We start from the raw sequence: 22692 nt of genomic DNA on the forward strand, positions 1-22692 counted from the left end.
GCACCGGTCAGCGCAGTACCGTCAGCGCACCTCGATGAAGTCCGCCGCGTCCCGCTCCGCCCGCTCCCGTGGCGCCCCCGCCGCGTGGCCGACCGCCACCGCGCCCATCGGGTCCCAGTCGTCCGGCAGCGCCAGCACCTCCCGCACCACGTCCCGGCAGAACATCGTCGAGGACACCCACGCCGAGCCCAGCCGCTCCCCGGCCAGCGCGACCAGGAAGTTCTGCACGCCCGCGCCCATCGCGACCACGAACATCTCCCGCTCCGCCGCGTCCCGCCGGGCGTGCCCGTAGTGGTGCGCGCCGTCCGTCACCAGGCAGGGCACCACCAGGTAGGGCGCCGCGCGCAGCACGTCCCCGCGCCGCACCCGCTTCGCGATCGACTCCGCGGACCTGCCGTCCCGCCGCAGGTCCGCGATCCACGCGTCCCGCATCGCGTCCAGCAGCTCCAGACGGGCCGCGGCCGACTCCAGCAGGACGAACCGCCACGGCGTCGTGTGGTGCGGCGCGGGGGCGGTGACGGCCGCCGCGACGGCCCGGCGCACGGCGCCCGGGTCCACCGGCTCGGCGGTGAACTCCCGTACGGTCCGGCGCCCGTGCACGGCTTCCCGTACCGCCTCCGAGGTCCCCAGCCGGAACATGTCGTCGGCGGCGGAGCGGACCAGTTCGCGCGCGTCGCCGTCCCCGCCGACCAGGTGGCCCAGGCCCCGCACGACGGCCACCGGCAGCCCGGCCGCCTTGCCCTTGACCAGGTCACCGGCCGCGGCCAGCTCGTCGGCGGTGGCCACTATGGTCGCGCTGAGCGGATTGCCGTGGGCGTCGCTGCCGCCGCGCAGGTCGTCCAGGACGCGGACCCCGGCGGCGCCGATCGCGACGTCCGTCAGCCCGGTGCGCCAGGGCCGCCCGAAGGTGTCGGTGACCAGGACCCCGACGTCCACCCCCAGGGCCGCGCGCAGTCCTTCGCGGACCGCGCGGGCCGAGGCGTCCGGGTCCAGGGGCAGCAGCAGGACGGTGCCCGGCGCCGTGTTCGAGGCGTCGACCCCGGCGGCGGCCATGACCAGGCCCTGCCGGTTCTCGACGATGCGCAGGGCGCCGCGGCGCGCGACGACCCGGACGGTCTCGGCGTCGATGGCCTCCTCGCGGGAGCCGGCGGTGACGATCCGGCCCTCCGCCTTGGAGACGATCTTCGAGGTGACGAGCAGGACGTCCCCGTCGCGCAGGTCCGGCGCGGCGCCCGCGATCAGCTTCGCCAGGTCGTCGCCGGGCCGCACCTCCGGCAGCCCGGCCACCGCCCGCACCTCGTAGGAGGGGAAGTCCGCGGGGTCGTACGGGGGGACGTCCGCGCTCACCGGGAGGCCTCGGCCAGGTCCAGCGCGGCCCGGGCCATCGCCGTGGCGGCGGCGAGGTCGGTCATCAGCAGCGGCACGGCGCGGCAGGTGATCCCGGCGGCCTCGACCTCGGCGGTCGCGTCCGCGTCCGAGGTGTCGACGAGCCAGCCGTCGAGCAGCCCGGTGCCGTAGTGCAGGGCGACCGCGGCGGCCGTGGACTCGACGCCGACCGCGGCCAGCACCTTGTCCGCCATCCCGCGCACGGGCGCGCCCCCGACGATGGGGGAGAGGCCGACCACGGGCGCCCCGGCGGCTGCCACGGCCTCGCGGATCCCGGGCACGGCGAGGATGGTGCCGATCGAGACGACCGGGTTGGACGGCGGGAAGACGATCACGTCGGCGGCCGCGAGGGCCTCCAGGACGCCGGGCGCGGGCTTGGCCTGCTCGGCCCCGACCGGTACGACGGCCTCCGCCGCCACCGCGGCGCGCAGCCGGACCCAGTACTCCTGGAAGTGGACGACCTTCCGCTCGCCGGTGGCCGCCTCCGTGATCGCGACGTGCGTCTCGACGCGGTCGTCGGACATCGGCAGCAGCCGCACCCCGGGCTGCCAGCGGTCGCACAGCGCCTCGGTGACGGCGCTCAGCGGGTAGCCCGCCGAGAGCATCTGGGTCCGCACGATGTGGGTCGCGAAGTCGCGGTCGCCGAGGCCGAACCAGTCCGGTCCGACCCCGTAGGCGGCGAGTTCCTCCTTGACGGTGAAGGACTCGTCGGTGCGGCCCCAGCCCTGGTCCTCGTTGATGCCACCGCCGAGGGTGTACATCACCGTGTCCAAGTCGGGGCACACCTTGAGCCCGAACAGGTGAATGTCGTCACCGGTGTTGCCGATGACCGTGATGTCCGCGTCGGGCTCGGCCGACTTGAGTCCCCGGAGGAAACGGGCGCCGCCGATGCCGCCGGCCAGTACAACAATGCGCATGCGGACAGTCTGTCAGCCGTGATCCGTCCCGCGCGGGGCGGTGGTCCGGCGGGGCGGGACCCTCAGGCCGAGACGGCGCTGCGGTCGGCCGGGGAGCAGGCGTGGGCGGCGGCGCGGGCGCCTTCGCGCCGGGGCATCTCGGTCAGGCCGGGGAAGTACACGTGCAGGCTGACCGCGCCGTCGAGGGCGTCGTTGACCACCTCGTGGGCGTAGCCCGGGGCGAAGACGCGCTGGCTGCCGGCGGCGAGGGTGCGCGGCCCGCGGTCGGTGTGCTCGGTGAGCTCGCCCTCCAGGACGGTGAGCACGCCGGAGGACGGTCCGTGGTCGTGGGCGCCGCTGCCCTGGCCGGGGACCCAGCTGAGCAGCCACACCTCGTAGCCGGGGCCGGTGCGCAGCCGGTGGTACCAGCGGGTGGTGGCGTCGTACTCGACGAGGTGCTCCCACTGGGAGCGGTCCCCGGCGATCGAGCGGGCGAGGCCGGCGAACTCGGCGACGGTGGCCGGGTGCTCGCGCGGGGGCTGGAGGAGGTGCTGGACGGCGAGGATGTCGCCCGCGATCTGGAGGTCGCTCTCGACGGGCGGGCCCGTTCGGGGGACGTCGGCGGCCGGGGGCTGCTGCGGGCCGCGGACCTGCGGGGCGTTCGGGGTGTTCGTCGCGTTCATTGCGGAGGTACCTCGACGGATGTCAGTGGCGCGATCGCGCGGGCGGTTGCTGGAGGTGCGAAGCCGGTGCTCGGGGAAGCCGAAGCTCCGCGGGCATCAACAGCTGCAACAGCAACAGCGAACCTGGGCAGCACGCAGGAACCCACGAATGGGGGTCCGGGGGGCGGCTGCGGGCGCTGACATGGAAACAAGGAGAGCGGGTGACCGGGGAGGCTGTCAACCCAATGTCTGGTTTGGCCGAAAAGTTTCACCTCATCCGGTTGCGGTGTCCGGAGAAAGGTTTGTGCACCCCCTGACCGGGGATGTGGCGGGGCATCCGTACCCGATCGCGCCAGGGTGGGGCCCCCGACCTCGTCACCTCGTGACCGGAATGTGATCTGCGCCGCTTCCGTGACCGAAACGCAACCCTCGCCGCGAGGGGCGCGTCGATCTTGGGGAAGGCGAGGGGCGGGGCTCTCCGGTCACCATCCGTCCGTACGTGTGGCATGTGTCGCGATTTTTGGCGATATGAACACTTTCTGCATACGCTTGGTTCCGCAGAGTGAATAAGGGGCCCAATAGCAGATCTCGGCTTGACTGCACAGGAGGCCCTCCTTGTAATTTCACTCGTGTCGTTCCGTAGCCATCGGTGACGACCACACCACGGGGACGCGAAGACAGAGCGAGGGGCGCACATGACCGAGCTGTTTCAGGAACTGCTGGTCGAGGAGGCGGACGAGGAGCTCGGCTGGCAGGAGCGCGCACTGTGCGCCCAGACCGACCCCGAATCCTTCTTTCCCGAGAAGGGCGGCTCCACCCGCGAGGCCAAGAAGGTCTGCCTCGCCTGTGAGGTCCGCTCCGAATGCCTTGAGTACGCACTCGCCAACGACGAGCGGTTCGGTATCTGGGGCGGACTCTCCGAGCGCGAGCGCCGCCGGCTGAAAAAGGCCGCCGTCTGATTGCGGCGATACGTCCCGGCATACGCCCTCGGGCGTGCCGGACCGGGGCGGTACGCGCACCACGCCGCACGGGTACCAGAGCAAACGGTCCGCCTCCTGCACCTTCCCCGCTGGAGGCGGACCGCTGTGTTCCCAGCCGTTAGTGTGGGGCGCTGTCCAGCAGCCTCCGAGGGCACACCACCCCCGGACCCCCGGCCGGAGGGCCCGTACCGCGATGTCCCTGCACAGCCACTCGTCGGCCTCCCCCCACGGGCCCGCCGTCCCCGAGTTCCCCCGGCACGTCGTCACCGCGGTCGTCGTCGCCCACGACGGTGCCCGCTGGCTGCCCCGGACCCTCTCCGGACTGCTCGGCCAGGAACGGCCCGCTCAGAACCACGTCGCCGCCGACAACGGCAGCTCCGACGACTCCGCGCGCCTGCTCGCCGAAGCCTTCGGCGACGACCGGGTCCTGCACCTCGCCCGCCGCACCGGATTCGGCACGGCCGTCGACGAAGCCGCCCGCACCGCGGGCGTCCTCACCCCCGAGGACCTGCCCTACCTCAAGCGCCCCAGCGGCTGGGACCCCGTCAGCCGCACCTGGCAGGACGAGAACTACGACCTCCCCGAACTGCCGTACGGCGAACCCGTCCAGTGGCTCTGGCTGCTCCACGACGACTGCGCCCCCGCCCCCGACGCGCTCGCCGAACTCCTGCGCGTCGCCGAGGAGAACCCCGAGGCCGCCGTCATCGGCCCCAAGCTGCGCGGCTGGTACGACGGCAAGCAGCTCCTCGAAGCGGGCGTCAGCATCGCCCGCAGCGGCCGCCGTTGGACCGGCCTGGACCGCCGCGAACAGGACCAGGGCCAGCACGACCAGGTCCGCCCCGTGCTCTCCGTCTCCACCGCCGGCATGCTGGTGCGCCGCGACGTCTACGACTCGCTCGGCGGCTTCGACCGCAGACTGCCCCTGATGCGCGACGACGTCGACCTGTGCTGGCGCGCCCAGAGCGCCGGGCACACCGTCCTCGTCGCCCCCGACGCCGTGCTGCGCCACGCCGAGGCCTCCGCCCGGGAACGCCGCACCGTCGACTGCGCCGGCCGCTCCGCCGTCAGCCCCCACCGCGTCGACAAGGCGGGCGCCACCTACACGGTGCTCGTCAACTCCGCCGCCCGCGCCCTGCCCTACGTCCTGCTGCGCATCCTGCTCGGCACCGCCCTGCGCACCCTCGCCTACCTCGTCGGCAAGGCCCCCGGCCAGGCCGTCGACGAAGTCGCGGGCCTGCTCGGCACCCTGCTGCGCCCCGGCCGCATCCTCGGCGCCCGCAGCCGCCGCGGCCGCCCCGCCGTCCCCGCCGCCGAACTGCGCCCGCTCTTCCCGCCGCCCGGCGCCACCCTGCGCGCCAACGTCGAACAGCTCGCCGGATACTTCGGCGCCGACCGCGCCAGCGAACCGGGCGGCGCCGGCAGGCACGGCGGAGCCGTCGAATCCGGTCCCGGCGGCGACGACGCCGACTTCCTGGAGATCGAGCAGTTCGCGCGCCTCAAGCGGATCGCCCGCAAGCCCGCGCCCGTCCTCTTCGCCCTCCTGCTCCTCGCCTCCCTCGTCGCCTGCCGCGCCCTCCTCAGCGGCGGCTCCCTCATGGGCGGCGCGCTGCTCCCCGCCCCCGACGGGGCCCTCGCCCTCTGGCACGCCTACACCGACGACTGGCACCCCGTCGGCACCGGCACCACCGCCGGCGCGCCCCCCTACCTCGCCGTCCTCGGCGCCCTGGCCACCCTGCTGTTCGGCTCCACCCAGACCGCGCTGACCCTGCTGCTGGTCTGCTCGGTCCCGCTCGCCGGACTCAGCGCCTACTTCGCCTCCCGGCCCCTCGTCGGCTCCCGGCTGCTGCGCGCCTGGGCCGCCGTCGCCTACGCCTTCCTGCCCGCCGTCACCGGAGCGCTGGCCACCGGCCGCCTCGGCACCGCCGTCCTGGCCGTCCTGCTGCCGCTCCTCGCCCGCTGCGCCGTCACCGCCTCCGGCCTCGCGGACCACGACGGCGACGGCGCCGGGGGCGGCTGGCGCGCGGTGTGGACGTACACCCTGCTGCTGAGCGTGGGAACCGCCTTCACCCCGGTCATCTGGCCCTTCGCCGCCGTCCTCGGACTCGCCGCGCTGGCCGTGCGCCGCGCCGCGTGGAAGACGTACGCCCCGCGCCTCGCCGCCGCGCTCGCCGTGCCCCTGCTGGTCCTCGCGCCCTGGTCGCTGACCCTCTTCACGCACCCCGCCGGCTTCCTGCGCGAGGCGGGCCTGCCCTACGGATCCGGCGCCGCCTCCGCCCTCGACCTGCTCGGCGCGAGCCCCGGCGGCCCCCGCGCCACCGCCGGACTCCTGCTCCTCGGCATCGTCCTCGCGGCGCTGGCCGCCCTGCTGCGCGACGAGCGCCGCTTCGCCGTCGGCGTCGCCTGGGCCGCCGCGCTCGCCGCGCTGCTCCTCGCCGTCCTGGTCAACCGCACCGCCTGGGCCGGACCCGCCACCCTCGTCTACGGCCTGGCCCTGCTAGCCGCCGCCGCCCTCGGCGCCGACGGCGCCAAGGAGCGCGTCGCCGCCCGCAGCTTCGGCTGGCGCCAGCCGCTCGCCGCGCTCGTCGCCCTCGCCGCCGCCGCGGGCCCGCTGCTGCTCGCCGCGGGCTGGATGCTCGGCGGGGCCGACGGCCCGCTGGAACGCCGCGATCCCGTCCAGGTGCCCGCCTTCGTCGCCGAGGAGAGCGGCACCCGCGACCAGGCCCGCACCCTCGTCCTCGGCGGCGGCTCGCCCGCCCGCGTCGACTACACCCTGGTCCGCGGCTCCGGCGGCCGCCTCGGCGACGCCGAACCGGCCGCCGCGGCCGGCGGCGACACCCGCCTCGACAAGGTGGTCTCCAGCCTGGTCGCCGGCTCCGGCGCCGACCAGAGCGCCCAGCTCGGCGGCTTCGCCATCCGCTACGTCCTGGTCCGCGACGGCGCCCCCCAGCAGATCCGCCGGGTCCTGGACGCCACCCCGGGCCTGAGCCGCCTCAGCCAGCTCGACGGCGACGCGCTGTGGCGGGTCGACCGGCAGGTCGCCCGCGCCGTGATCGTCCCCGGCAAGCCCGGCGAGGCCCCCATCCCGGTGGCCTCCGGACCCGTCGAGGCCCACACCAAGATCCCGGCGGGCGAGGCCGGACGCGTCCTGCGCATCGCCGACCGGGCCGTCCCCGGCTGGCGCGCCACCCTCGACGGAAAGCCGCTCAAGGCCAGGACCCTCGACGGCTGGGCCCAGGGCTTCGAACTGCCCGCCGCGGGCGGCCGCCTCGACCTGGTCCACACCGACTCCCTCGCCGGCACCGCCTGGCACTGGACCCAGGGCGCACTCGCCGTCCTGCTCCTGGTGATGGCCCTGCCGGGCCGCCGCCGCAGCCTGGACGACGACCTGCCGGACGAGGAGGGCGCCGTACCGGCCCAGCCCGGACCGGCCGAAGCGGGCGAGGGCCGCCGCGCCCGCCGCCTGCGCGCGGAGGCCGCGCCCCCGGCCGAGCCCGCCGCCCCCGAGGCGGTCGCCGACCCGTACGCCCAGATCCCGGCGCAGCAGGAGTACGTCCAGGACCCGTACGCCGGGGAGTACGCGCCCCAGGACCCGGTCTACGCCGACCAGGGCTACGCCCCCGGCTACGGGCAGCAGCCCGACCCGCACTACGGCCACCCCCCGCAGCCCGCGCCGCCGTACGACTCGTACGCGCAGCACTACCCGCCCCAGCAGCCCCCGCAGCAGCCGTACCCGTACGACGAACACGTCCGGTACGACGCCTACGGACAGCCCATCCAGCACCCGGACGGGAGCCCCCAGCAGTGAAGCGCGCCCCCCTGACCCTCGCGGCCGTCACCGCGGCCCTCGCCGCCGTCACGGGCGTCGCCTTCCTCACCGCGCCCGCCGCCCCGGCCGCCGCCGACGCCAAGGCCCGGCAGCAGTCCGCGGCCCGGCTCCCCGTCGAACGCTCCACCCTGGTCTGCCCCGCGCCCAGCACCTCCGACATCGCCGAGACCACCTACACGGCGATCACCCCGGGCAAGGCGCAGCCGCAGGGCAAGGGCGCCGCCCGGCTCACCGGCGCCACCAAGGACGCCAAGCCGTTCCTGGAACCGAAGACCCCCGGCACCCCCGTCGGTGCCACCTCCAGCGGCGCCGAGGCCCCCGCGCTCACCGGCACCGCCGACGGGTTCCTCGCCCCCGGCTGGACCGCCCAGCAGACCACCCAGGTCGCCGTGGGCCAGGCGCGCGGCCTGCTCGGGGTCGCCTGCACCGCCCCCGGCACCGAGTTCTGGTTCCCCGGCACCAGCACCGCCAAGGGCCGCCAGGACTACGTCCACCTCACGAACGCGGACGACACCCCCGCCGTCGTCGACGTCCAGCTCTTCGGCCCCGAGGGCGCCCTGAAGACCGAGCCGGGCGCCGGCGAGAACATCAAGATCGGCCCGAAGTCCAGCGTCCCGGTGCTGCTGTCCACCCTCGCGCCGGGCGCCCAGAGCGGCGACCTCACCACCCGCGTGACCACCCGCTCGGGCCGCGTCGGCGCCTCGGTCCAGGTCGCGGAGGAGGGCGTCGGCGCCGACTGGCTGCCCGCCTCCACCGACCCGGCGGGCTCGCTGGTCCTGCCCGGGATCCCGGCCGACGCCACCTCCGTCCGGCTGATCGCCTACGCGCCCGGCGAGGAGGACGCCGACCTGCGGCTGCGGCTCGCCGGACCCGGCGCCTCGATCACCCCGGCCGGCAACGAACAACTGCACGTCAAGGGCGGCATGTCGGCGAGCGTCGACCTCAAGGACGTCACCCGCGGCGAAGCCGGTTCACTCGTCCTGACCCCCTCCGACGGCAAGAAGGCCGTCCCGGTGGTCGCCGCGCTCCGGGTGGTCCGCGGCAGCGGGGCCAAGCAGGAACTGGGATTCATCGCCGCCGCGGGCCCGGTCGGCGCCCGCGCCACCGTCGCCGACAACCGCACCGACACGGGCGCGACCACCGTGTCCCTGACCGTGCCCTCCGGCGCGGCCGACGCGAAGGTCCGCATCACCGCCTCCCCGGGCACCCAGGGCGGCGAGGCGGCGGTCAGGGAGTTCACCGTCAAGGCGGGCACCACCCTGGCGCTCCCGCAGCCCCCGGCCCCGGCGGGCGGCAAGGGCTCCTACGCGCTGAGCCTCGAAACCCTCTCGGGCGGCCCGGTCCACGCGGCCCGCACGCTGTCCCTGCCGCACGAGGGCGTCGCGATGTTCACCGTCCAGACCTTCGCGGACGACCACGGCGCGGTACCGGTGCCCCGGGCCGTCCAGGACCTCTCGGTCCTCTTCGACTGAGGCGCCGCCCGGGGCCGCGGGACCACCGTCCCGCGCCCCGCGGCGCCCGGGCGCGCCGGTGCGCCTACTCCGGTCCGTCCTGCCCGTACCGCGGATCCACCGTCTCGGGCGTCAGCCCCAGCAGCTCCGCCACCTGCTCCACCACGATCTCGTGCACCAGCAGCGCCCGCTCGTCCCGCGACTTCGTCCGGATCTCGACGGGCCGGCGGTACACCACGATCCGCCCGGGCCGCCCGTCCACCGGGGAGACCATCCCGCCCAGCGGGACCGCCTCGTCGTTCCAGCCGCCGTCCGGGCCGCCCGGCGGCGCCGGCACCTCGCCCACCAGGAACTCCACGTCCGCCAGCTGCGGCCAGTGCCGCTCCAGCCGCTCGACCGAGTCCCGTACGAGATCCCCGAACAGCTCCGCCCGGCTCGCCGACAGCGGCACCTGCGGGGGAGCGAGCGGTCCGCGCATCCCCCGTCCGTGCCGGTCGCGCCGTCGCGTCCGCGGTTCCTGAGGAGGTCCATCGGCAGGAGGAGTCAGAGGGGTGTCCATCACCCTCGCAGGGTAGCCCTCGGCGCCGCGCCGGGGGCCCGACCCGGGCGCCCCCGGCCGGGATCCGGTCACGACACGGCACCCGGCCGCGGCGGTGTCGTCGCGGCCCGGTCAAGAGTGCGGTACCGTCCAACGTCGTGAGCCCTGTACGTCGCTGTTCTCGCACCGCGTGCGGCCGCCCTGCCGTCGCGACACTGACGTACGTCTACGCCGATTCGACCGCAGTCCTCGGCCCGCTCGCCACCTACGCGGAACCCCACTGCTACGACCTGTGCGCCGAGCACTCGGAGCGCCTCACCGCGCCCCGCGGCTGGGACGTCGTACGGCTGTCGGACGGCGGCGCGCCCTCCCGGCCCAGCGGGGACGACCTCGAAGCCCTCGCCAACGCCGTCCGCGAGGCGGCCCGCCCGCACGAACGCGCGGACCGGCCCGCCGGCTCCCCGGGCGTCGGCCCCCAGGGCACCGGCGGAGCGAATGGCTCCGCCGCTCCCGGGCAGACGAGCGGTCCCGCACGGCGGGGCCACCTGCGGGTCCTGCGCTCCCCGGAGTCCTGAGCCGCCGCGCCCCCGGCCGTTACCCGATCGCCGGAAGGGCCGCCCGCCGTGCAGGGTAGGTTTGGTGCCCCGTACAGAACCCTCAGGAGGGCAGGCAGTGGCTGCTGATCTTTCGAACATCGTCAAGGCGTACGACGTCCGGGGCGTCGTCCCGGACGAGTGGGACGAGCGTTTGGCGGAGCTGTTCGGCGCGGCCTTCGTCGAGGTGACGGACGCCTCGGCGATCGTCGTCGGCCACGACATGCGGCCCTCCTCGCCCGGCCTGTCGGGCGCCTTCGCCCGCGGCGCCGCGGCTCGCGGAGTCGACGTCACCCTGATCGGGCTGTGCTCCACGGACCAGCTGTACTACGCCTCCGGCCTGCTCGACCTGCCCGGCGCCATGTTCACGGCCTCGCACAACCCGGCCCAGTACAACGGCATCAAGCTGTGCCGCGCGGGCGCCGCCCCCGTCGGCCAGGACACCGGCCTGGCGCAGATCCGCGAACTCGTCGAGAAGTGGTCCGACGAAGGCGCCCCCGAGAGCGCCCCCGTCGCCGCGGGCACCATCACCGAGCGCGACACCCTCGCCGGCTACGCCGCGCACCTCAAGGGCCTGGTCGACCTCACCTCGATCCGTCCCCTCAAGGTCGTCGTCGACGCGGGCAACGGCATGGGCGGCCACACCGTCCCGACCGTCTTCGACGGCCTCCCGCTGGAGCTCGTACCGATGTACTTCGAGCTCGACGGGACCTTCCCGAACCACGAGGCCAACCCCCTCGACCCGAAGAACATCGTCGACCTCCAGGCCCGCGTCCTCGCCGAGGGCGCCGACCTCGGCCTCGCCTTCGACGGCGACGCCGACCGCTGCTTCGTCGTCGACGAGCGGGGCGAGGGCGTCTCGCCCTCCGCGATCACCGCCCTCGTCGCGGCCCGCGAGCTGGCCCGCAACGGCGGCACCGGCACCGTGATCCACAACCTCATCACCTCCTGGTCCGTCCCCGAGGTCGTCCGCGAGAACGGCGGCACCCCCGTCCGCACCCGCGTCGGCCACTCCTTCATCAAGCAGGAGATGGCCAAGTCCGGCGCCATCTTCGGCGGCGAGCACTCGGCGCACTACTACTTCAAGGACTTCTGGAACGCGGACACCGGCATGCTCGCCGCGCTCCACGTCCTCGCCGCCCTCGGCGGCCAGCAGGGCACGCTCTCCGAGCTGGTCGCCTCCTACGACCGCTACCGCGGCTCCGGCGAGATCAACTCCACCGTCGCCGACCAGGCCGGCCGGATGGCGGCCGTCAAGGCCGCGTACGCCGCCCGGGACGGCGTGGAGACCGACGAGCTCGACGGCCTCACCGTCAGCGCCGCCGACTGGTGGTTCAACCTGCGGCCCTCCAACACCGAGCCGCTGCTGCGCCTGAACGTCGAGGCCCGCGACACCGAGACCCTGAACGCGGTCCGCGACGAGGTACTGGCGCTCGTCCGCGCCTGAGCCGCGAGAGCACCGCACCACGGGCCGGAGGGCCCGCCACTGCCTCCACCCACCGCCGGGCCGCGCACGTCGCGGCCCGGCGGTACGCTGACCTGGCCCAATCCGCATGTTGAAGGGACGCCCCATGCCGCTCGAAGCCGGCCTTCTGGAGATCCTCGCCTGTCCCGCCTGCCACGCGCCGCTGCGCGACCGGTCGGCCGACGCAGACGCCCCCGAACTGATCTGCACCGGCCAGGACTGCGGTCTCGCGTACCCCGTACGCGACGGCATCCCCGTCCTCCTCGTCGACGAGGCCCGCCGCCCCGCCTGACACCGGGCCGCGGCCCCGGACCGTCGAAGAGATCGGCAATACGGGCCCCGGCTTCCCTCCGGGCGCTACGTTGGGCCCGCAACGCCCCTCAGAGACCGGAGGCCGCCATGCTCGACGACTCGCTCCTCGACGCGCCCGAGGAGCTGGCCCGCGCCGACCGCAGCGGCCTGCTCCGCGGCGCCGCCGACGCCGGAGCCAGGGTCCGCACCGCCGTACGGCACGCGGCCGAGGCCGGGCTGGACGACCTGCGCCCCGACGGACGGCCGCGCGCCGTCATGATCGCGGGCCCCGGTACCGCCGCCACCGGCGTCGCCGACCTGATCGCCGCCCTCGCGGGCGCCGTGGCCCCCGTCACCCGGCTGCACCCCGCGGGCGTGGCCCCCGCCGCCGGGGCCATGCGCTGGACCCTGCCCGGCTGGGCCGGCCCCGTGGACCTGCTGCTCCTCACCACCACCGACGGCACCGAACCCGGCCTCGAAGCCCTCGTCGACCAGGCCTACCGGCGCGGCTGCACCGTCGTCGCCGTGGCCCCCGAGCGCTCCCCGCTCAGCGAGGCCGTCCTCGGCGCGCACGGGCTCTTCGTCCCCATGGCCAAGGCGCCCTACCAGGAGTACGACGAGAGCGCGGCCGCCGGACCCGGCGCCCTGTGGGCGCTGCTGACCCCGCTGCTCGTCCTCCTCGACAAGCTCGGCCTGGTCAGCGCCGCCCCCGCCACCCTCCAGCTGGTCGCCGACCGCCTCGACCGCACCGCCGAACGCTGCGGGCCCGCCATCGCGACGTACGGCAACCCGGCCAAGACCCTCGCCTCCGAACTCGCCGACTGCCTCGCCCTGGTCTGGAGCGAGGGCTCCGGCGCGGGCCCGGCAGGCCGCCGCTTCGCCGCCACCCTCGCCGAACTGGCGGGCCGCCCCGCGATGGCCGCCGAACTGCCCGAGGCGCTGCCCGCCCACGGCACCCTGCTCGCGGGCGCCCTCGCCGCCGGCGCCGACCCCGACGACTTCTTCCGTGACCGGGTGGAGGAGCCCCAGGCCCTGCACGCCCGGGTCGTCCTGCTGCGCGACCGGCCCGCCGGCGGACTCACCGCCGCGCCCGCCGCGCGCGAACTCGCCCACAGCCACGACACGGCGATCAGCGAGATCGAACCCGAGGAGGGCTGCGACCTCGAACAGCTCGCCGAACTCCTCGCCGTCACGGACTTCGCCACCGCGTACCTCGCCCTGGCCACCAGGGGACGTACCTGAGGGGCAACCGCCCCGCCCTCCTCCCAGGAAGACGAAAGACCGATGGACCGCCTCACGAACACGATCCGCCCCTACGCCTGGGGCTCGCCCACCGCCATCCCGGCGCTGCTCGGCACCGAGCCCACCGGTGAGCCGCAGGCCGAGATGTGGATGGGCGCCCACCCCGGCGCCCCCTCACGGCTCGACCGCGGGGCGGACGGCGGGACGACCCTGTCCGCGGTCATCGACGCCGACCCCGAGGGCGAACTGGGCGCGGCCACCGTCGCCAAGTTCGGCCCGCGGCTGCCCTTCCTGCTCAAGCTCCTCGCCGCCGGCGCCCCGCTCTCCCTCCAGGTCCACCCCGACCTCGCCCAGGCCGAGGAGGGCTTTGCCGACGAGCAGCGCCGGGGCGTGCCGATCGACGCGGGCCACCGCAACTACAAGGACCCCAACCACAAGCCCGAGATGCTCTGCGCCCTCACCCCCTTCGACGGACTGTGCGGCTTCCGCCCGCCGGAGGAGGCCGCCGACCTGCTCGCCGGCCTGGAGGTGGACAGCCTCAAGCCGTACGTCGACCTGCTGCGCGCCCACCCGCGCGAGGCGGCGCTGCGCGAGGTGCTCACCGCCGTCCTGAGCGCCGACCGCGCCGAGATGGCCCGGACGGTCACCGAGACCGCGGCCGCCGCCGAGCGCCTGGGCGGCCCGTACGCGCCGTACGTCACGCTCGCCCGCGAGTTCCCCGGCGACCCCGGCGTGATCGCGGCCATGCTGCTCAACCACTTCCGGCTCCAGCCCGGCGAGGCCGTGTTCCTCGGCGCCGGAGTCCCGCACGCCTACCTCGACGGCCTCGGCGTGGAACTCCTCGCCAACTCCGACAACGTGCTGCGCGCCGGGCTCACCCCCAAGCACGTCGACGTCCCGGAGCTGCTGAGGGTCGTCCGCTTCGAACCCGGCGAACCGGGCGTGCTGCGCCCCGAGGACGACGGCGACGGCGAAGAGGTCTACGCGACCCCCATCGACGAGTTCCGCCTCTCCCGCTTCGTCCTCGCCCCCGGCGGCGCCCCCCGGCCCCTCCCGGCCGCCGCCCCGCAGATCCTGCTGTGCACCGCGGGCGCCCCGCGCGCCGGCGAACTGACCCTGGCCCCGGGCGACTCGGTCTTCGTGCCCGCAGGCGAAACGACCAGCTTGTCCGGAACGGGTACGGTCTTCCGTGCCACGGTGGTGCTCTGACGCACCGTCCGTGACGATGGCTGCGACAATGGTCGGCCGTACCACGGCGCCCCGGCCAGGGCAGCCGTACCGAGGAAGGGAAGTCCCCCCACCATGAGCGCGTCGGGCGGTACCAAGGCGATCGTGGCGGCACTCGCCGCCAATCTCGCCATCGCTGTAGCCAAGTTCGTGGCGTTCCTCTTCAGCGGCTCGTCGTCGATGCTCGCGGAAAGCGTCCACTCGCTGGCGGACTCCGGGAACCAGGGGCTGCTGCTCCTGGGCGGGAAGAAGGCCCAGCGCGAGGCGACGCCGCAACACCCCTTCGGCTACGGCCGCGAGCGGTACATCTACGCCTTCCTCGTCTCCATCGTGCTCTTCACCGTCGGCGGCATGTTCGCCATCTACGAGGGCATCGAGAAGATCAAGGAACCGCACGCCATCGACCACTGGTACTGGCCGGTCGGCGTCCTGGTCTTCGCGATCATCGCGGAGTCCTACTCCTTCCACACCGCGATCAAGGAGTCGAACGAGATCCGCGGCTCGCTGTCGTGGGGCCAGTTCATCCGGCGCGCCAAGGCCCCCGAACTGCCCGTCGTCCTCCTGGAGGACTTCGGCGCGCTGATCGGCCTGGTCCTCGCCCTCGGCGGCGTCGGCATCGCCCTGGCCACCGGCGACGGCGTCTGGGACGGCATCGGCACCCTGTGCATCGGCGCCCTGCTCATCGGCATCGCGATCATCCTGGCCGCCGAGACCAAGTCCCTGCTCCTCGGCGAGGCCGCCGGGGCCGACCAGGTCGAGCTGATCAAGACCGCCCTGGTCGACGGCGACACCGTCACCGGCGTCATCCACATGCGCACGCTCCACCTCGGCCCGGAGGAACTCCTGGTCGCGGCCAAGATCGCCGTCCAGCACGACGACACCGCCACCGAGGTCGCCCGCGCCATCGACGCCGCCGAGGAACGCATCCGCGCGGCCGTCCCGATCGCCCGCGTGATCTACCTGGAGCCGGACATCTACGACGCCGAGGCGGCGGCCCGCGGCGCCGACCCGGCCGCCACCCCGGGCGGCCCGGCCGCCCACTGACGGCCCCGACGTGTACGAGCCCCCCGCACCGATGGTGCGGGGGGCTCGTGCGTTCCGGCGGCCGGGGCGCGCCCTACCGGATCTCGCGCAGCACCTCCAGGACGGCCGGCCCGTCCGGCGCCGACTGGAGCCGGTCGCGGAAGCCGGGATCCATCAGCTTGCGCGACAGCAGCGCCAGGATCCGCAGGTGCTCGTCGCCCGCCGCCGCCCGCGGTACCGCGATCATGAAGAGCAGCCGCGCCTTCGTCCCGTCGAGGGCGCCCCATTCGATGCCCCCGGCGGACCGGGCGAAGCCGACCGTGGGGCGGCTGACCGCGTCCGTCTTGGCGTGCGGGATCGCGATCGACTCGCCGAGCCCCGTGGTCCCCTGGGCCTCGCGGGCGAGCACGGCCCGCACCAGCTCCTCGGTGTCCCGGACGCTGCCGGTGCCCGCCAGCATCGCCGCCATCTCGCGGATCGCCGTCTCCTTGCCGTCGGCGGCCAGCTCGGTCTTCACCGTCCGCCCGGTCAGGTACCCGGAGAGCACCTCCGGCTCCCGGCCTGCCACGGCCGCGGGGGGCGTGGCCGCGGGAGGCGCGGCGGCGGGGGCCGCCCGGGGAGCCCGTACGGCCGTTCCGGGGCCCGCGGCACCGGGGCTCGCGCCGGCACCCGCACCGGCCGCGGCGCCGCTCGTGCCGCGCTCCTTCAGCCCGATGAGCGCGTTCGTCGTGAGCGCGGTGACCACCGTGCCCGCCGCGATGGCGATCAGGAACCAGGCCCAGCCGCTGATCGCGCCGAGCGCGGCGACGACGGGGCCGCCGTGCGGCACGTGGTCGCCCACGCCCGCCACGCCCGCGATCGCACCGGCGACCGCACCTCCGAGCATGTTCGCCGGAATGACGACCGCCGGCCGCGCCGCCGCGAAGGGGATGGCGCCCTCCGAGATGCCGAACATCCCCATGAAGAGGGCCGCCATGCCGGTGTCGCGCTCCTGCTCGGAGTACAGCCCGCGGCGCAGCAGCGTCGCCAGGCCCTGGCCGAGCGGCATGACCGGAATGGCCGCCGCGCACATGCCCATGACCGCGTAGTTCCCGGACGCGATCAGGCCCGTACCGAAGAGGAACGCCGTCTTGTTGACCGGCCCGCCCATGTCGAAGGCGATCATCAGCCCGAGCAGCGCGCCGAGCAGGACCGCGCTGGTGCCGGTCATCCCGGACAGCCAGTCGGTGAGGTTCTCGAACACCCAGGAGATGGGCCTGCCGATGACGTAGATGAAGAACAGGCCGAGCGCGGTCGTCGCGACGACCGGGATCACGATGATCGGCATGATCGGCCGGACCACCTTCGGAACCCTGACCTTCTTGATCCACAGGACCAGGTAACCGGCCAGGAAGCCCGTGACGATGGCCCCGATGAAGCCCGCGCCCGCCTTCGAGCCGTACAGCGCGCCGGTGTTCGCGATGAAACCGCCGATCATGCCCGGCACCAGCGCGGGCCGGTCGCCGATGGCGTGGGCGATGTACCCGGACAGGATCGGGATCATCAGGGTGAAGCCGAGGACGCCGATCTGGAAGACGTGGTCCCAGAAGGTGCCGGGGGTCACCGCGTAACCGCTCTCCGTGGCGTGACCGCCCAGGGCCAGCGCGACGGCGATCAGCAGCCCGCCGACCACGACGAAGGGGATCATGTACGAGACGCCGTTCATCAGCGCCTTGTACGCGAGGCTGCGCTCCCTGCCCCCGCTCCCGCCCCCGGCCGCACCGGCCGCGGCCGACCCGCCCGCCTGCACCGGCGCGCTGCGCACGCGCCCGATCAGCTCCTCCGGCCGGTGGATGCCGTCCGCGACGCCCGTGGCCAGGACGCGCTTGCCCGCGAAGCGCGCGCGGTCCACCTCCTTGTCGGCGGCGATGATGATCCCGTCCGCCTCTCTGACATCGTTGTCAGTCAGGACGTTCTCGGCTCCGATGGACCCCTGCGTCTCCACCTTCATGTCGACACCGAGGCGCTCGGCCGCCTGCCGCAGCTTCTCCGCGGCCATGTAGGTGTGCGCGATCCCCGTGGGGCACGCGGTCACGGCGAGCAGCTTCGGGCGCTCGCGCCCGCTCTCGCGCCCGCTCTCGCCCCCGCCGCCCGCGGGGTCTGCCGGACTGGTCACTGGTGTCTCCTCACGCCGTGGACCGCGCGTACGTTCCGATCCGCCACCGGCATCCTCCCCCGGGCGGGGGGCACGCCAAAAGTCCGGAAGACCCGGAAAGCGCCCGCCGGACGGCCCCGATCGGGGCACGGAAGATCCACGGCCCACTGGGGCACGCTCGGCCGATCGGTGTAGATTCGTCATCAGTGTCAGGCGTCGCCGCTGATGGCGGTCGGGCGGTCCTCGTGACCGGCCGTGGGGAGAGAGGGCCTCCGACGGACTGTTCCCTGTGCGCCGGCCCGCCGGTGCACGGCTCAGCCGTACCCACCTCTCGAAACCACGAGGAGCAGCCCGCATGACTGCCGACTTCACCGACTTCAAGGTCGCCGACCTCTCCCTCGCCGCCTTCGGCCGCAAGGAGATCACCCTCGCCGAGCACGAGATGCCCGGCCTGATGTCGATCCGCGCCGAGTACGCCGAGGCCCAGCCGCTCGCGGGCGCCCGGATCACCGGCTCCCTGCACATGACGGTCCAGACCGCCGTGCTGATCGAGACCCTCGTCGCGCTCGGCGCCGACGTCCGCTGGGCGTCCTGCAACATCTTCTCGACCCAGGACCACGCGGCCGCCGCCATCGCGGTCGGCCCGACCGGCACCCCCGAGGCCCCGGCCGGCGTCCCCGTCTTCGCCTGGAAGGGCGAGACGCTGGAGGAGTACTGGTGGTGCACGGAGCAGGCGCTGACCTGGCCGAACACCCCCACCGGCGGCCCGAACATGATCCTCGACGACGGTGGTGACGCCACCCTCCTCGTCCACAAGGGCGTCGAGTTCGAGAAGGCCGGCGCGGCCCCGGACCCGTCGACGGCGGACTCCGAGGAGTACGCGCACATCCTCACCCTGCTGAACCGCACGCTCGGCGAGGCCCCGCAGAAGTGGACGCAGCTCGCGTCCGAGATCCGCGGCGTCACGGAGGAGACCACCACCGGTGTCCACCGCCTGTACGAGATGATGCAGGAGGGCACCCTGCTCTTCCCCGCGATCAACGTGAACGACGCCGTCACCAAGTCGAAGTTCGACAACAAGTACGGCTGCCGCCACTCCCTGATCGACGGCATCAACCGCGCCACCGACGTCCTCATCGGCGGCAAGGTCGCGGTCGTCTTCGGCTACGGCGACGTCGGCAAGGGCTGCGCCGAGTCGCTGCGCGGCCAGGGCGCGCGCGTCATCGTCACCGAGATCGACCCGATCTGCGCGCTCCAGGCCGCCATGGACGGCTACCAGGTCGCCCGTCTGGAAGACGTGGTCGAGACCGCGGACATCTTCATCACCACGACCGGCAACAAGGACATCATCATGGCCGCCGACATGGCCAAGATGAAGCACCAGGCCATCGTGGGCAACATCGGCCACTTCGACAACGAGATCGACATGGCCGGCCTCGCGAAGATCCCCGGCATCGTCAAGGACGAGGTCAAGCCCCAGGTCCACACCTGGAAGTTCCCCGACGGCAAGGTCCTCATCGTCCTGTCCGAGGGCCGCCTGCTGAACCTCGGCAACGCCACCGGTCACCCGTCCTTCGTCATGTCCAACTCCTTCGCGGACCAGACCCTGGCCCAGATCGAGCTGTTCACCAAGCAGGCCGAGTACCCGACCGACGTCTACGTCCTCCCCAAGCACCTGGACGAGAAGGTCGCCCGCCTGCACCTCGACGCCCTCGGCGTCCGCCTGACCACCCTGCGCCCGGAGCAGGCCGCCTACATCGGCGTCCCGGTCGAGGGCCCGTTCAAGCCGGACCACTACCGCTACTGATCCTCAAGAGGACCGGCACCGCACGACGACGACGGACAGGCCCCCGGCAGCACTGCCGGGGGCCTGCCCCGTACCCGCACCCGCCCCGAAAGTTGAGCCATGCCGCGCGGCCGCTACTCGCTCCACGACACGCACGACCACACCCCGCTCGGCGAGGAGCACTTCCACTGCGCGCCGGGCCCCTCCGGCTGGCGCTACGTCGCCCAGCTCACCACCCCGGACGGCGGCCACCGGGGCTCCATCGACCTCGCCGTGGACGAGCTGGGCCGCCCGATCCGGATGGAGCTGAACGCGTCGGGCTGGCAGGTGCGCGGGGCCGCGATCGACGGGGTCACCTGGGTCCGTACCGATCCCAACGGCAGCGCCGCCACCGAGGGCAACGTCCGCGCCCCGGGCTTCACCGGCGCCTCGCCGGCCTTCCTCGTCTCCACGGCCCGCCTGCTGCGCCTCGCGCCGGGCGGCCCCGCCACCCGGGTCCGCCTGGTGGCCCTCACCGACCCGGTGCTCGCGCCCCGCACCGTCGACCAGGCCTGGCAGCTGACCGAGCGCGCCGAACACCCCACGGACAGCGGCCCGCTGGTGGTGGACACCTACCGGATCAGCGCCCTCGACACGGGCGAGGTGCACACGGTCCACCTCGCCGGGGACGTCGTCCTTTCGGCCCCCGGCATCGAGCTGGAACACCTGGAGACCCCGCCCTCGGCCTTCCCGGCCGGCGACTGAGCGGGACCGGGAGGCGGGAACGGTCTACGCCGGTGGGGCGAAGCCGCCGGCCCGCGGCGCCGGGGGCTCCGCGGGCGGCGCGGACGCGACGGGCGGCGGGGGAGCGTACGCCCCGTACCCCGGGGCCGGCGCCTGCGGCGCGTAAGACCGGGGAACGGCGGCAGCGGCAGGGCGCCCGAAGGCCCGCGCCGCGTCGCGCGACTGCCGCTCGTGCACCACGGCCGCCAGGTACGCGGCGGCCGGAATCCCCGGCGGCGGGGGCGTCCCGGTACGGGCCACCAGGTCGTCGGCCAGCCGTACCGCCATCCCCGCGCCCACCTGCGGGTCCAGCTGGCCCATGCGCGTCAGGTACTGGCGGATCGCCAGCCACAGCCCGTCCGGTACGCCCGACAGGTCCAGCCCCGTGAACCGGCCGGCCAGCCCCGGCGGAGGAGGCGGCACGGGCACCACCCCGGCCCCCGGCACCCGCTCGCGGACCACCAGCGTCCCCGCGAAGACGTCCCCGAGCCGCCGGCCCCGCTCCGAGACCAGAGAGGCGGTGCAGGCCACGATCCCCGCGGTGCCCAGCAGCTCGACCGCGCCCATCGCCCCGCGCACCAGCGCGTGCCGGAAGCGGATCGGCCCGCCGTCGTCGCGCACCACGCGCAGCCCGCACGCCAGCTTCCCGAGCGACCGCCCGTGGCTCAGCGTCTCCACCGCGACCGGCACGCCGATCATGAACAGCAGGAAGCCCGCCACCATCACCGCGGCCATGGCCGCCGCGTCCAGGGAGGCGACGGCGAAGATCAGACCGATGTTGATCAACTGATAGCCGGTGAAGTACACGGCCAGGTCGAGGACGAACGCCAGCCCCCGGCTCGGCACCCTCGCGGGCCTCAGCCCCAGGACGACCGCGTCCCCCGTCACCAGATCGCTCACCGCTGCACATCCTTCACGTGACCTGCCCCGCCCCTTGTTCATCAAGTCTGCCAAGCTGACCACAGTAGGAGCAGGGAACCTGGGGCAGGGGAGCGGTAACCGGATGGATCTCGACGTCTTCGTGGCCGCGCACCGTGCGGAATGGGACCGCCTCGACGTGCTCCTGCGCCGCGGCCGCCGCCTCACCGGAGCCGAGGCCGACGAACTCGTCGCCCTCTACCAGCGCACCTCGACGCACCTCTCCCTGATCCAGTCCAGCGCGCCCGACCCGATGCTCACGGGCCGCCTCACCCAGCTCGTCGCGCGCGCCCGCGCGACGGTGACCGGTGCCCGCCGGGCCGGCTGGCGGGACGTGGCGCGCTTCTTCACCGCCGGTTTCCCGGCGGCGGTCTACCGCAGCCGCCGCTGGTGGATACCCACCGCCGTGCTCTCGACCGCCCTGGCCGCGCTCATCGGCTGGTGGATAGCCGCCCACCCGGAGGTCCAGGCCGCGATCGGAGCGCCGGAGCACCTGCGCGAGATGACCCGCCCCGGCGGTCAGTACGAGACGTACTACTCCAGCCACCCGGCGGCCTCGTTCGCCGCCCAGGTCTGGACGAACAACGCGCAGGCCGTCGCGATCTGCCTGGTCTTCGGCGCCTTCCTCGGCATCCCGGTGCTGTGGATCCTCTTCGAGAACATGCTCAACCTCGGGGTCGGCATCGGCCTCATGTCCTCGGCCGGCCGCCTCGACATCTTCCTCGGCCTGATCCTCCCGCACGGCCTGCTCGAACTGACGGCGGTCTTCGTCGCCGCGGGTACGGGCCTGCGCCTCGGCTGGACGGTCATCGAACCGGGCCCCCGCACCCGGCGCGAGGCCCTCGCGGAGCAGGGCCGCTCGGCGCTCGGCATGGCCCTCGGCCTGGCGGCGGTCCTGTTCGTCGCGGGCACGCTCGAAGGCTTCGTCACCCCCTCCGGCCTGCCCACATGGGCCCGCATCGGCATCGGCGTCGTGGTGGAGGCCCTGTTCCTGACGTACGTGTACGTCCTCGGCGGGCGCGCCGCCCGCGCGGGCGAGGTGGGCGACGTCGAAGCCGCCGACCAGAGCGCGACCCTCCCGACCGCTGCCTGATGTGCGGACCGGGCAGCTGAGCTGCTAGTCTCCTCGTCGTCCCGCAAACGCCGTTGACACGGCCGCTGTGGGGAGGTAGATTCGAACGGTTGCCTCGAACTGGACAAGTTCGGCAGCGATGGTTTAAAGTCTCTCTAGCCCCCTCCAGGAATTACATTCCCTTTTCGGGGGCGCAAGCCGACCTCTTTTCAGGATATGAACGCCGGGAAAACCGGTGGAAAACTTCTGATAGAGTCGGAATCGCCGGAAAGGGAAACGCGAAAGCGGGAACCTGGAAAGCGAAAAGCAGAATCCCGCTTCGACCGGGAATCGGACACGAAAGAGTCTGATAGAGTCGGAAACGAAGAACGAAGCCCGGAGGAAAGCCCGAGAGGGTGAGTACGAAGGAAGCGTCCGTTCCTTGAGAACTCAACAGCGTG

At 74.0% G+C, this 22692-nt stretch carries 18 protein-coding genes; 12 read left to right on the plus strand and 6 right to left on the minus strand.

The window, feature by feature from the left end; translation table 11 throughout:
- Window positions 1-21 precede the first annotated feature (21 nt).
- From ABZY31_RS15675 to ABZY31_RS15685, 3 genes are all read right to left on the minus strand, one after another.
- Entirely contained in the window at window positions 22-1347 is a 1326-nt protein-coding gene (locus ABZY31_RS15675) for a coenzyme F420-0:L-glutamate ligase (protein WP_356409952.1), read from the minus strand.
- Window positions 1344-2303, minus strand: coding sequence for a 2-phospho-L-lactate transferase (gene cofD / locus ABZY31_RS15680; protein ID WP_356409955.1), 960 nt, complete (start codon window positions 2301-2303; stop codon window positions 1344-1346). Before cofD ends, ABZY31_RS15675 begins: the two co-directional genes overlap by 4 nt.
- A 62-nt stretch (window positions 2304-2365) precedes the next feature.
- Window positions 2366-2965 (minus strand): cysteine dioxygenase family protein, encoded by a 600-nt coding sequence (locus ABZY31_RS15685; RefSeq protein WP_356409958.1) that lies wholly within the window; start codon window positions 2963-2965, stop codon window positions 2366-2368.
- A 674-nt stretch (window positions 2966-3639) separates the two neighbouring features.
- Here ABZY31_RS15685 and ABZY31_RS15690 point away from each other — a divergent pair.
- The 3 genes from ABZY31_RS15690 (at window position 3640) to ABZY31_RS15700 (ending at window position 9222) form a co-directional block, all read left to right on the plus strand.
- Window positions 3640-3903 (plus strand): WhiB family transcriptional regulator, encoded by a 264-nt coding sequence (locus ABZY31_RS15690; RefSeq protein ID WP_003983763.1) that lies wholly within the window; start codon window positions 3640-3642, stop codon window positions 3901-3903.
- A 214-nt stretch (window positions 3904-4117) separates the two neighbouring features.
- On the plus strand, window positions 4118-7729 hold the full coding sequence (locus tag ABZY31_RS15695) for a glycosyltransferase family 2 protein (protein WP_356409961.1): 3612 nt from the start codon (window positions 4118-4120) through the stop codon (window positions 7727-7729).
- On the plus strand, window positions 7726-9222 hold the full coding sequence (locus ABZY31_RS15700) for a DUF5719 family protein (protein WP_356409964.1): 1497 nt from the start codon (window positions 7726-7728) through the stop codon (window positions 9220-9222). The genes ABZY31_RS15695 and ABZY31_RS15700 overlap by 4 nt, the downstream gene beginning before the upstream one ends.
- Window positions 9223-9286: 64 nt before the next feature.
- On the opposite strand, the gene ABZY31_RS15705 is transcribed toward ABZY31_RS15700, so the two are convergent.
- Window positions 9287-9760: a metallopeptidase family protein gene (locus ABZY31_RS15705; RefSeq protein ID WP_356410025.1), complete on the minus strand. Its 474-nt coding sequence runs from the start codon at window positions 9758-9760 to the stop codon at window positions 9287-9289.
- A 62-nt stretch (window positions 9761-9822) separates the two neighbouring features.
- On the opposite strand from ABZY31_RS15705, the gene ABZY31_RS15710 reads away from it, so the two are divergent.
- The 6 genes from ABZY31_RS15710 (at window position 9823) to ABZY31_RS15735 (ending at window position 15601) form a co-directional block, all read left to right on the plus strand.
- Window positions 9823-10314, plus strand: coding sequence for a DUF3499 domain-containing protein (locus ABZY31_RS15710; protein ID WP_356410028.1), 492 nt, complete (start codon window positions 9823-9825; stop codon window positions 10312-10314).
- A 97-nt stretch (window positions 10315-10411) separates the two neighbouring features.
- Window positions 10412-11779: a phosphomannomutase/phosphoglucomutase gene (locus ABZY31_RS15715; protein ID WP_356409967.1), complete on the plus strand. Its 1368-nt coding sequence runs from the start codon at window positions 10412-10414 to the stop codon at window positions 11777-11779.
- Window positions 11780-11903: 124 nt separating this feature from the next.
- Complete coding sequence (locus ABZY31_RS15720) at window positions 11904-12089, plus strand: Trm112 family protein (RefSeq protein ID WP_356409969.1); 186 nt, start codon at window positions 11904-11906, stop codon at window positions 12087-12089.
- Between the two features lie 107 nt (window positions 12090-12196).
- Window positions 12197-13330 carry an SIS domain-containing protein gene (locus ABZY31_RS15725; RefSeq protein WP_356409971.1) on the plus strand — a complete coding sequence of 378 codons (1134 nt, stop codon included), beginning with the start codon at window positions 12197-12199 and terminating at the stop codon, window positions 13328-13330.
- A 42-nt stretch (window positions 13331-13372) separates the two neighbouring features.
- Complete coding sequence (manA, locus tag ABZY31_RS15730) at window positions 13373-14539, plus strand: mannose-6-phosphate isomerase, class I (protein WP_356409973.1); 1167 nt, start codon at window positions 13373-13375, stop codon at window positions 14537-14539.
- Between the two features lie 93 nt (window positions 14540-14632).
- The gene (locus tag ABZY31_RS15735; protein WP_356409976.1) at window positions 14633-15601 is read left to right on the plus strand and encodes a cation diffusion facilitator family transporter; all 969 of its coding nucleotides are present in this window, start codon (window positions 14633-14635) and stop codon (window positions 15599-15601) included.
- 73 nt (window positions 15602-15674) lie between these two features.
- Here the strand turns inward: ABZY31_RS15735 and ABZY31_RS15740 are convergent, their stop codons facing one another.
- Entirely contained in the window at window positions 15675-17735 is a 2061-nt protein-coding gene (locus ABZY31_RS15740) for a fructose-specific PTS transporter subunit EIIC (RefSeq protein ID WP_356409979.1), read from the minus strand.
- Between the two features lie 334 nt (window positions 17736-18069).
- On the opposite strand from ABZY31_RS15740, the gene ahcY reads away from it, so the two are divergent.
- Window positions 18070-19521, plus strand: coding sequence for an adenosylhomocysteinase (ahcY, locus tag ABZY31_RS15745; RefSeq protein ID WP_356409982.1), 1452 nt, complete (start codon window positions 18070-18072; stop codon window positions 19519-19521).
- A gap of 99 nt (window positions 19522-19620) precedes the next feature.
- Window positions 19621-20244 (plus strand): hypothetical protein, encoded by a 624-nt coding sequence (locus ABZY31_RS15750; RefSeq protein ID WP_356409985.1) that lies wholly within the window; start codon window positions 19621-19623, stop codon window positions 20242-20244.
- A 24-nt stretch (window positions 20245-20268) separates the two neighbouring features.
- On the opposite strand, the gene ABZY31_RS15755 is transcribed toward ABZY31_RS15750, so the two are convergent.
- Complete coding sequence (locus ABZY31_RS15755; protein ID WP_356409988.1) at window positions 20269-21162, minus strand: RDD family protein; 894 nt, start codon at window positions 21160-21162, stop codon at window positions 20269-20271.
- 103 nt (window positions 21163-21265) lie between these two features.
- Between ABZY31_RS15755 and ABZY31_RS15760 the strand changes: the two genes are divergently transcribed.
- The gene (locus ABZY31_RS15760) at window positions 21266-22273 is read left to right on the plus strand and encodes a stage II sporulation protein M (protein ID WP_356409991.1); all 1008 of its coding nucleotides are present in this window, start codon (window positions 21266-21268) and stop codon (window positions 22271-22273) included.
- Window positions 22274-22692 lie beyond the last annotated feature (419 nt).

This window comes from Streptomyces sp. NPDC006529 (genome assembly GCF_040611795.1).
Taxonomy (GTDB): domain Bacteria; phylum Actinomycetota; class Actinomycetes; order Streptomycetales; family Streptomycetaceae; genus Streptomyces.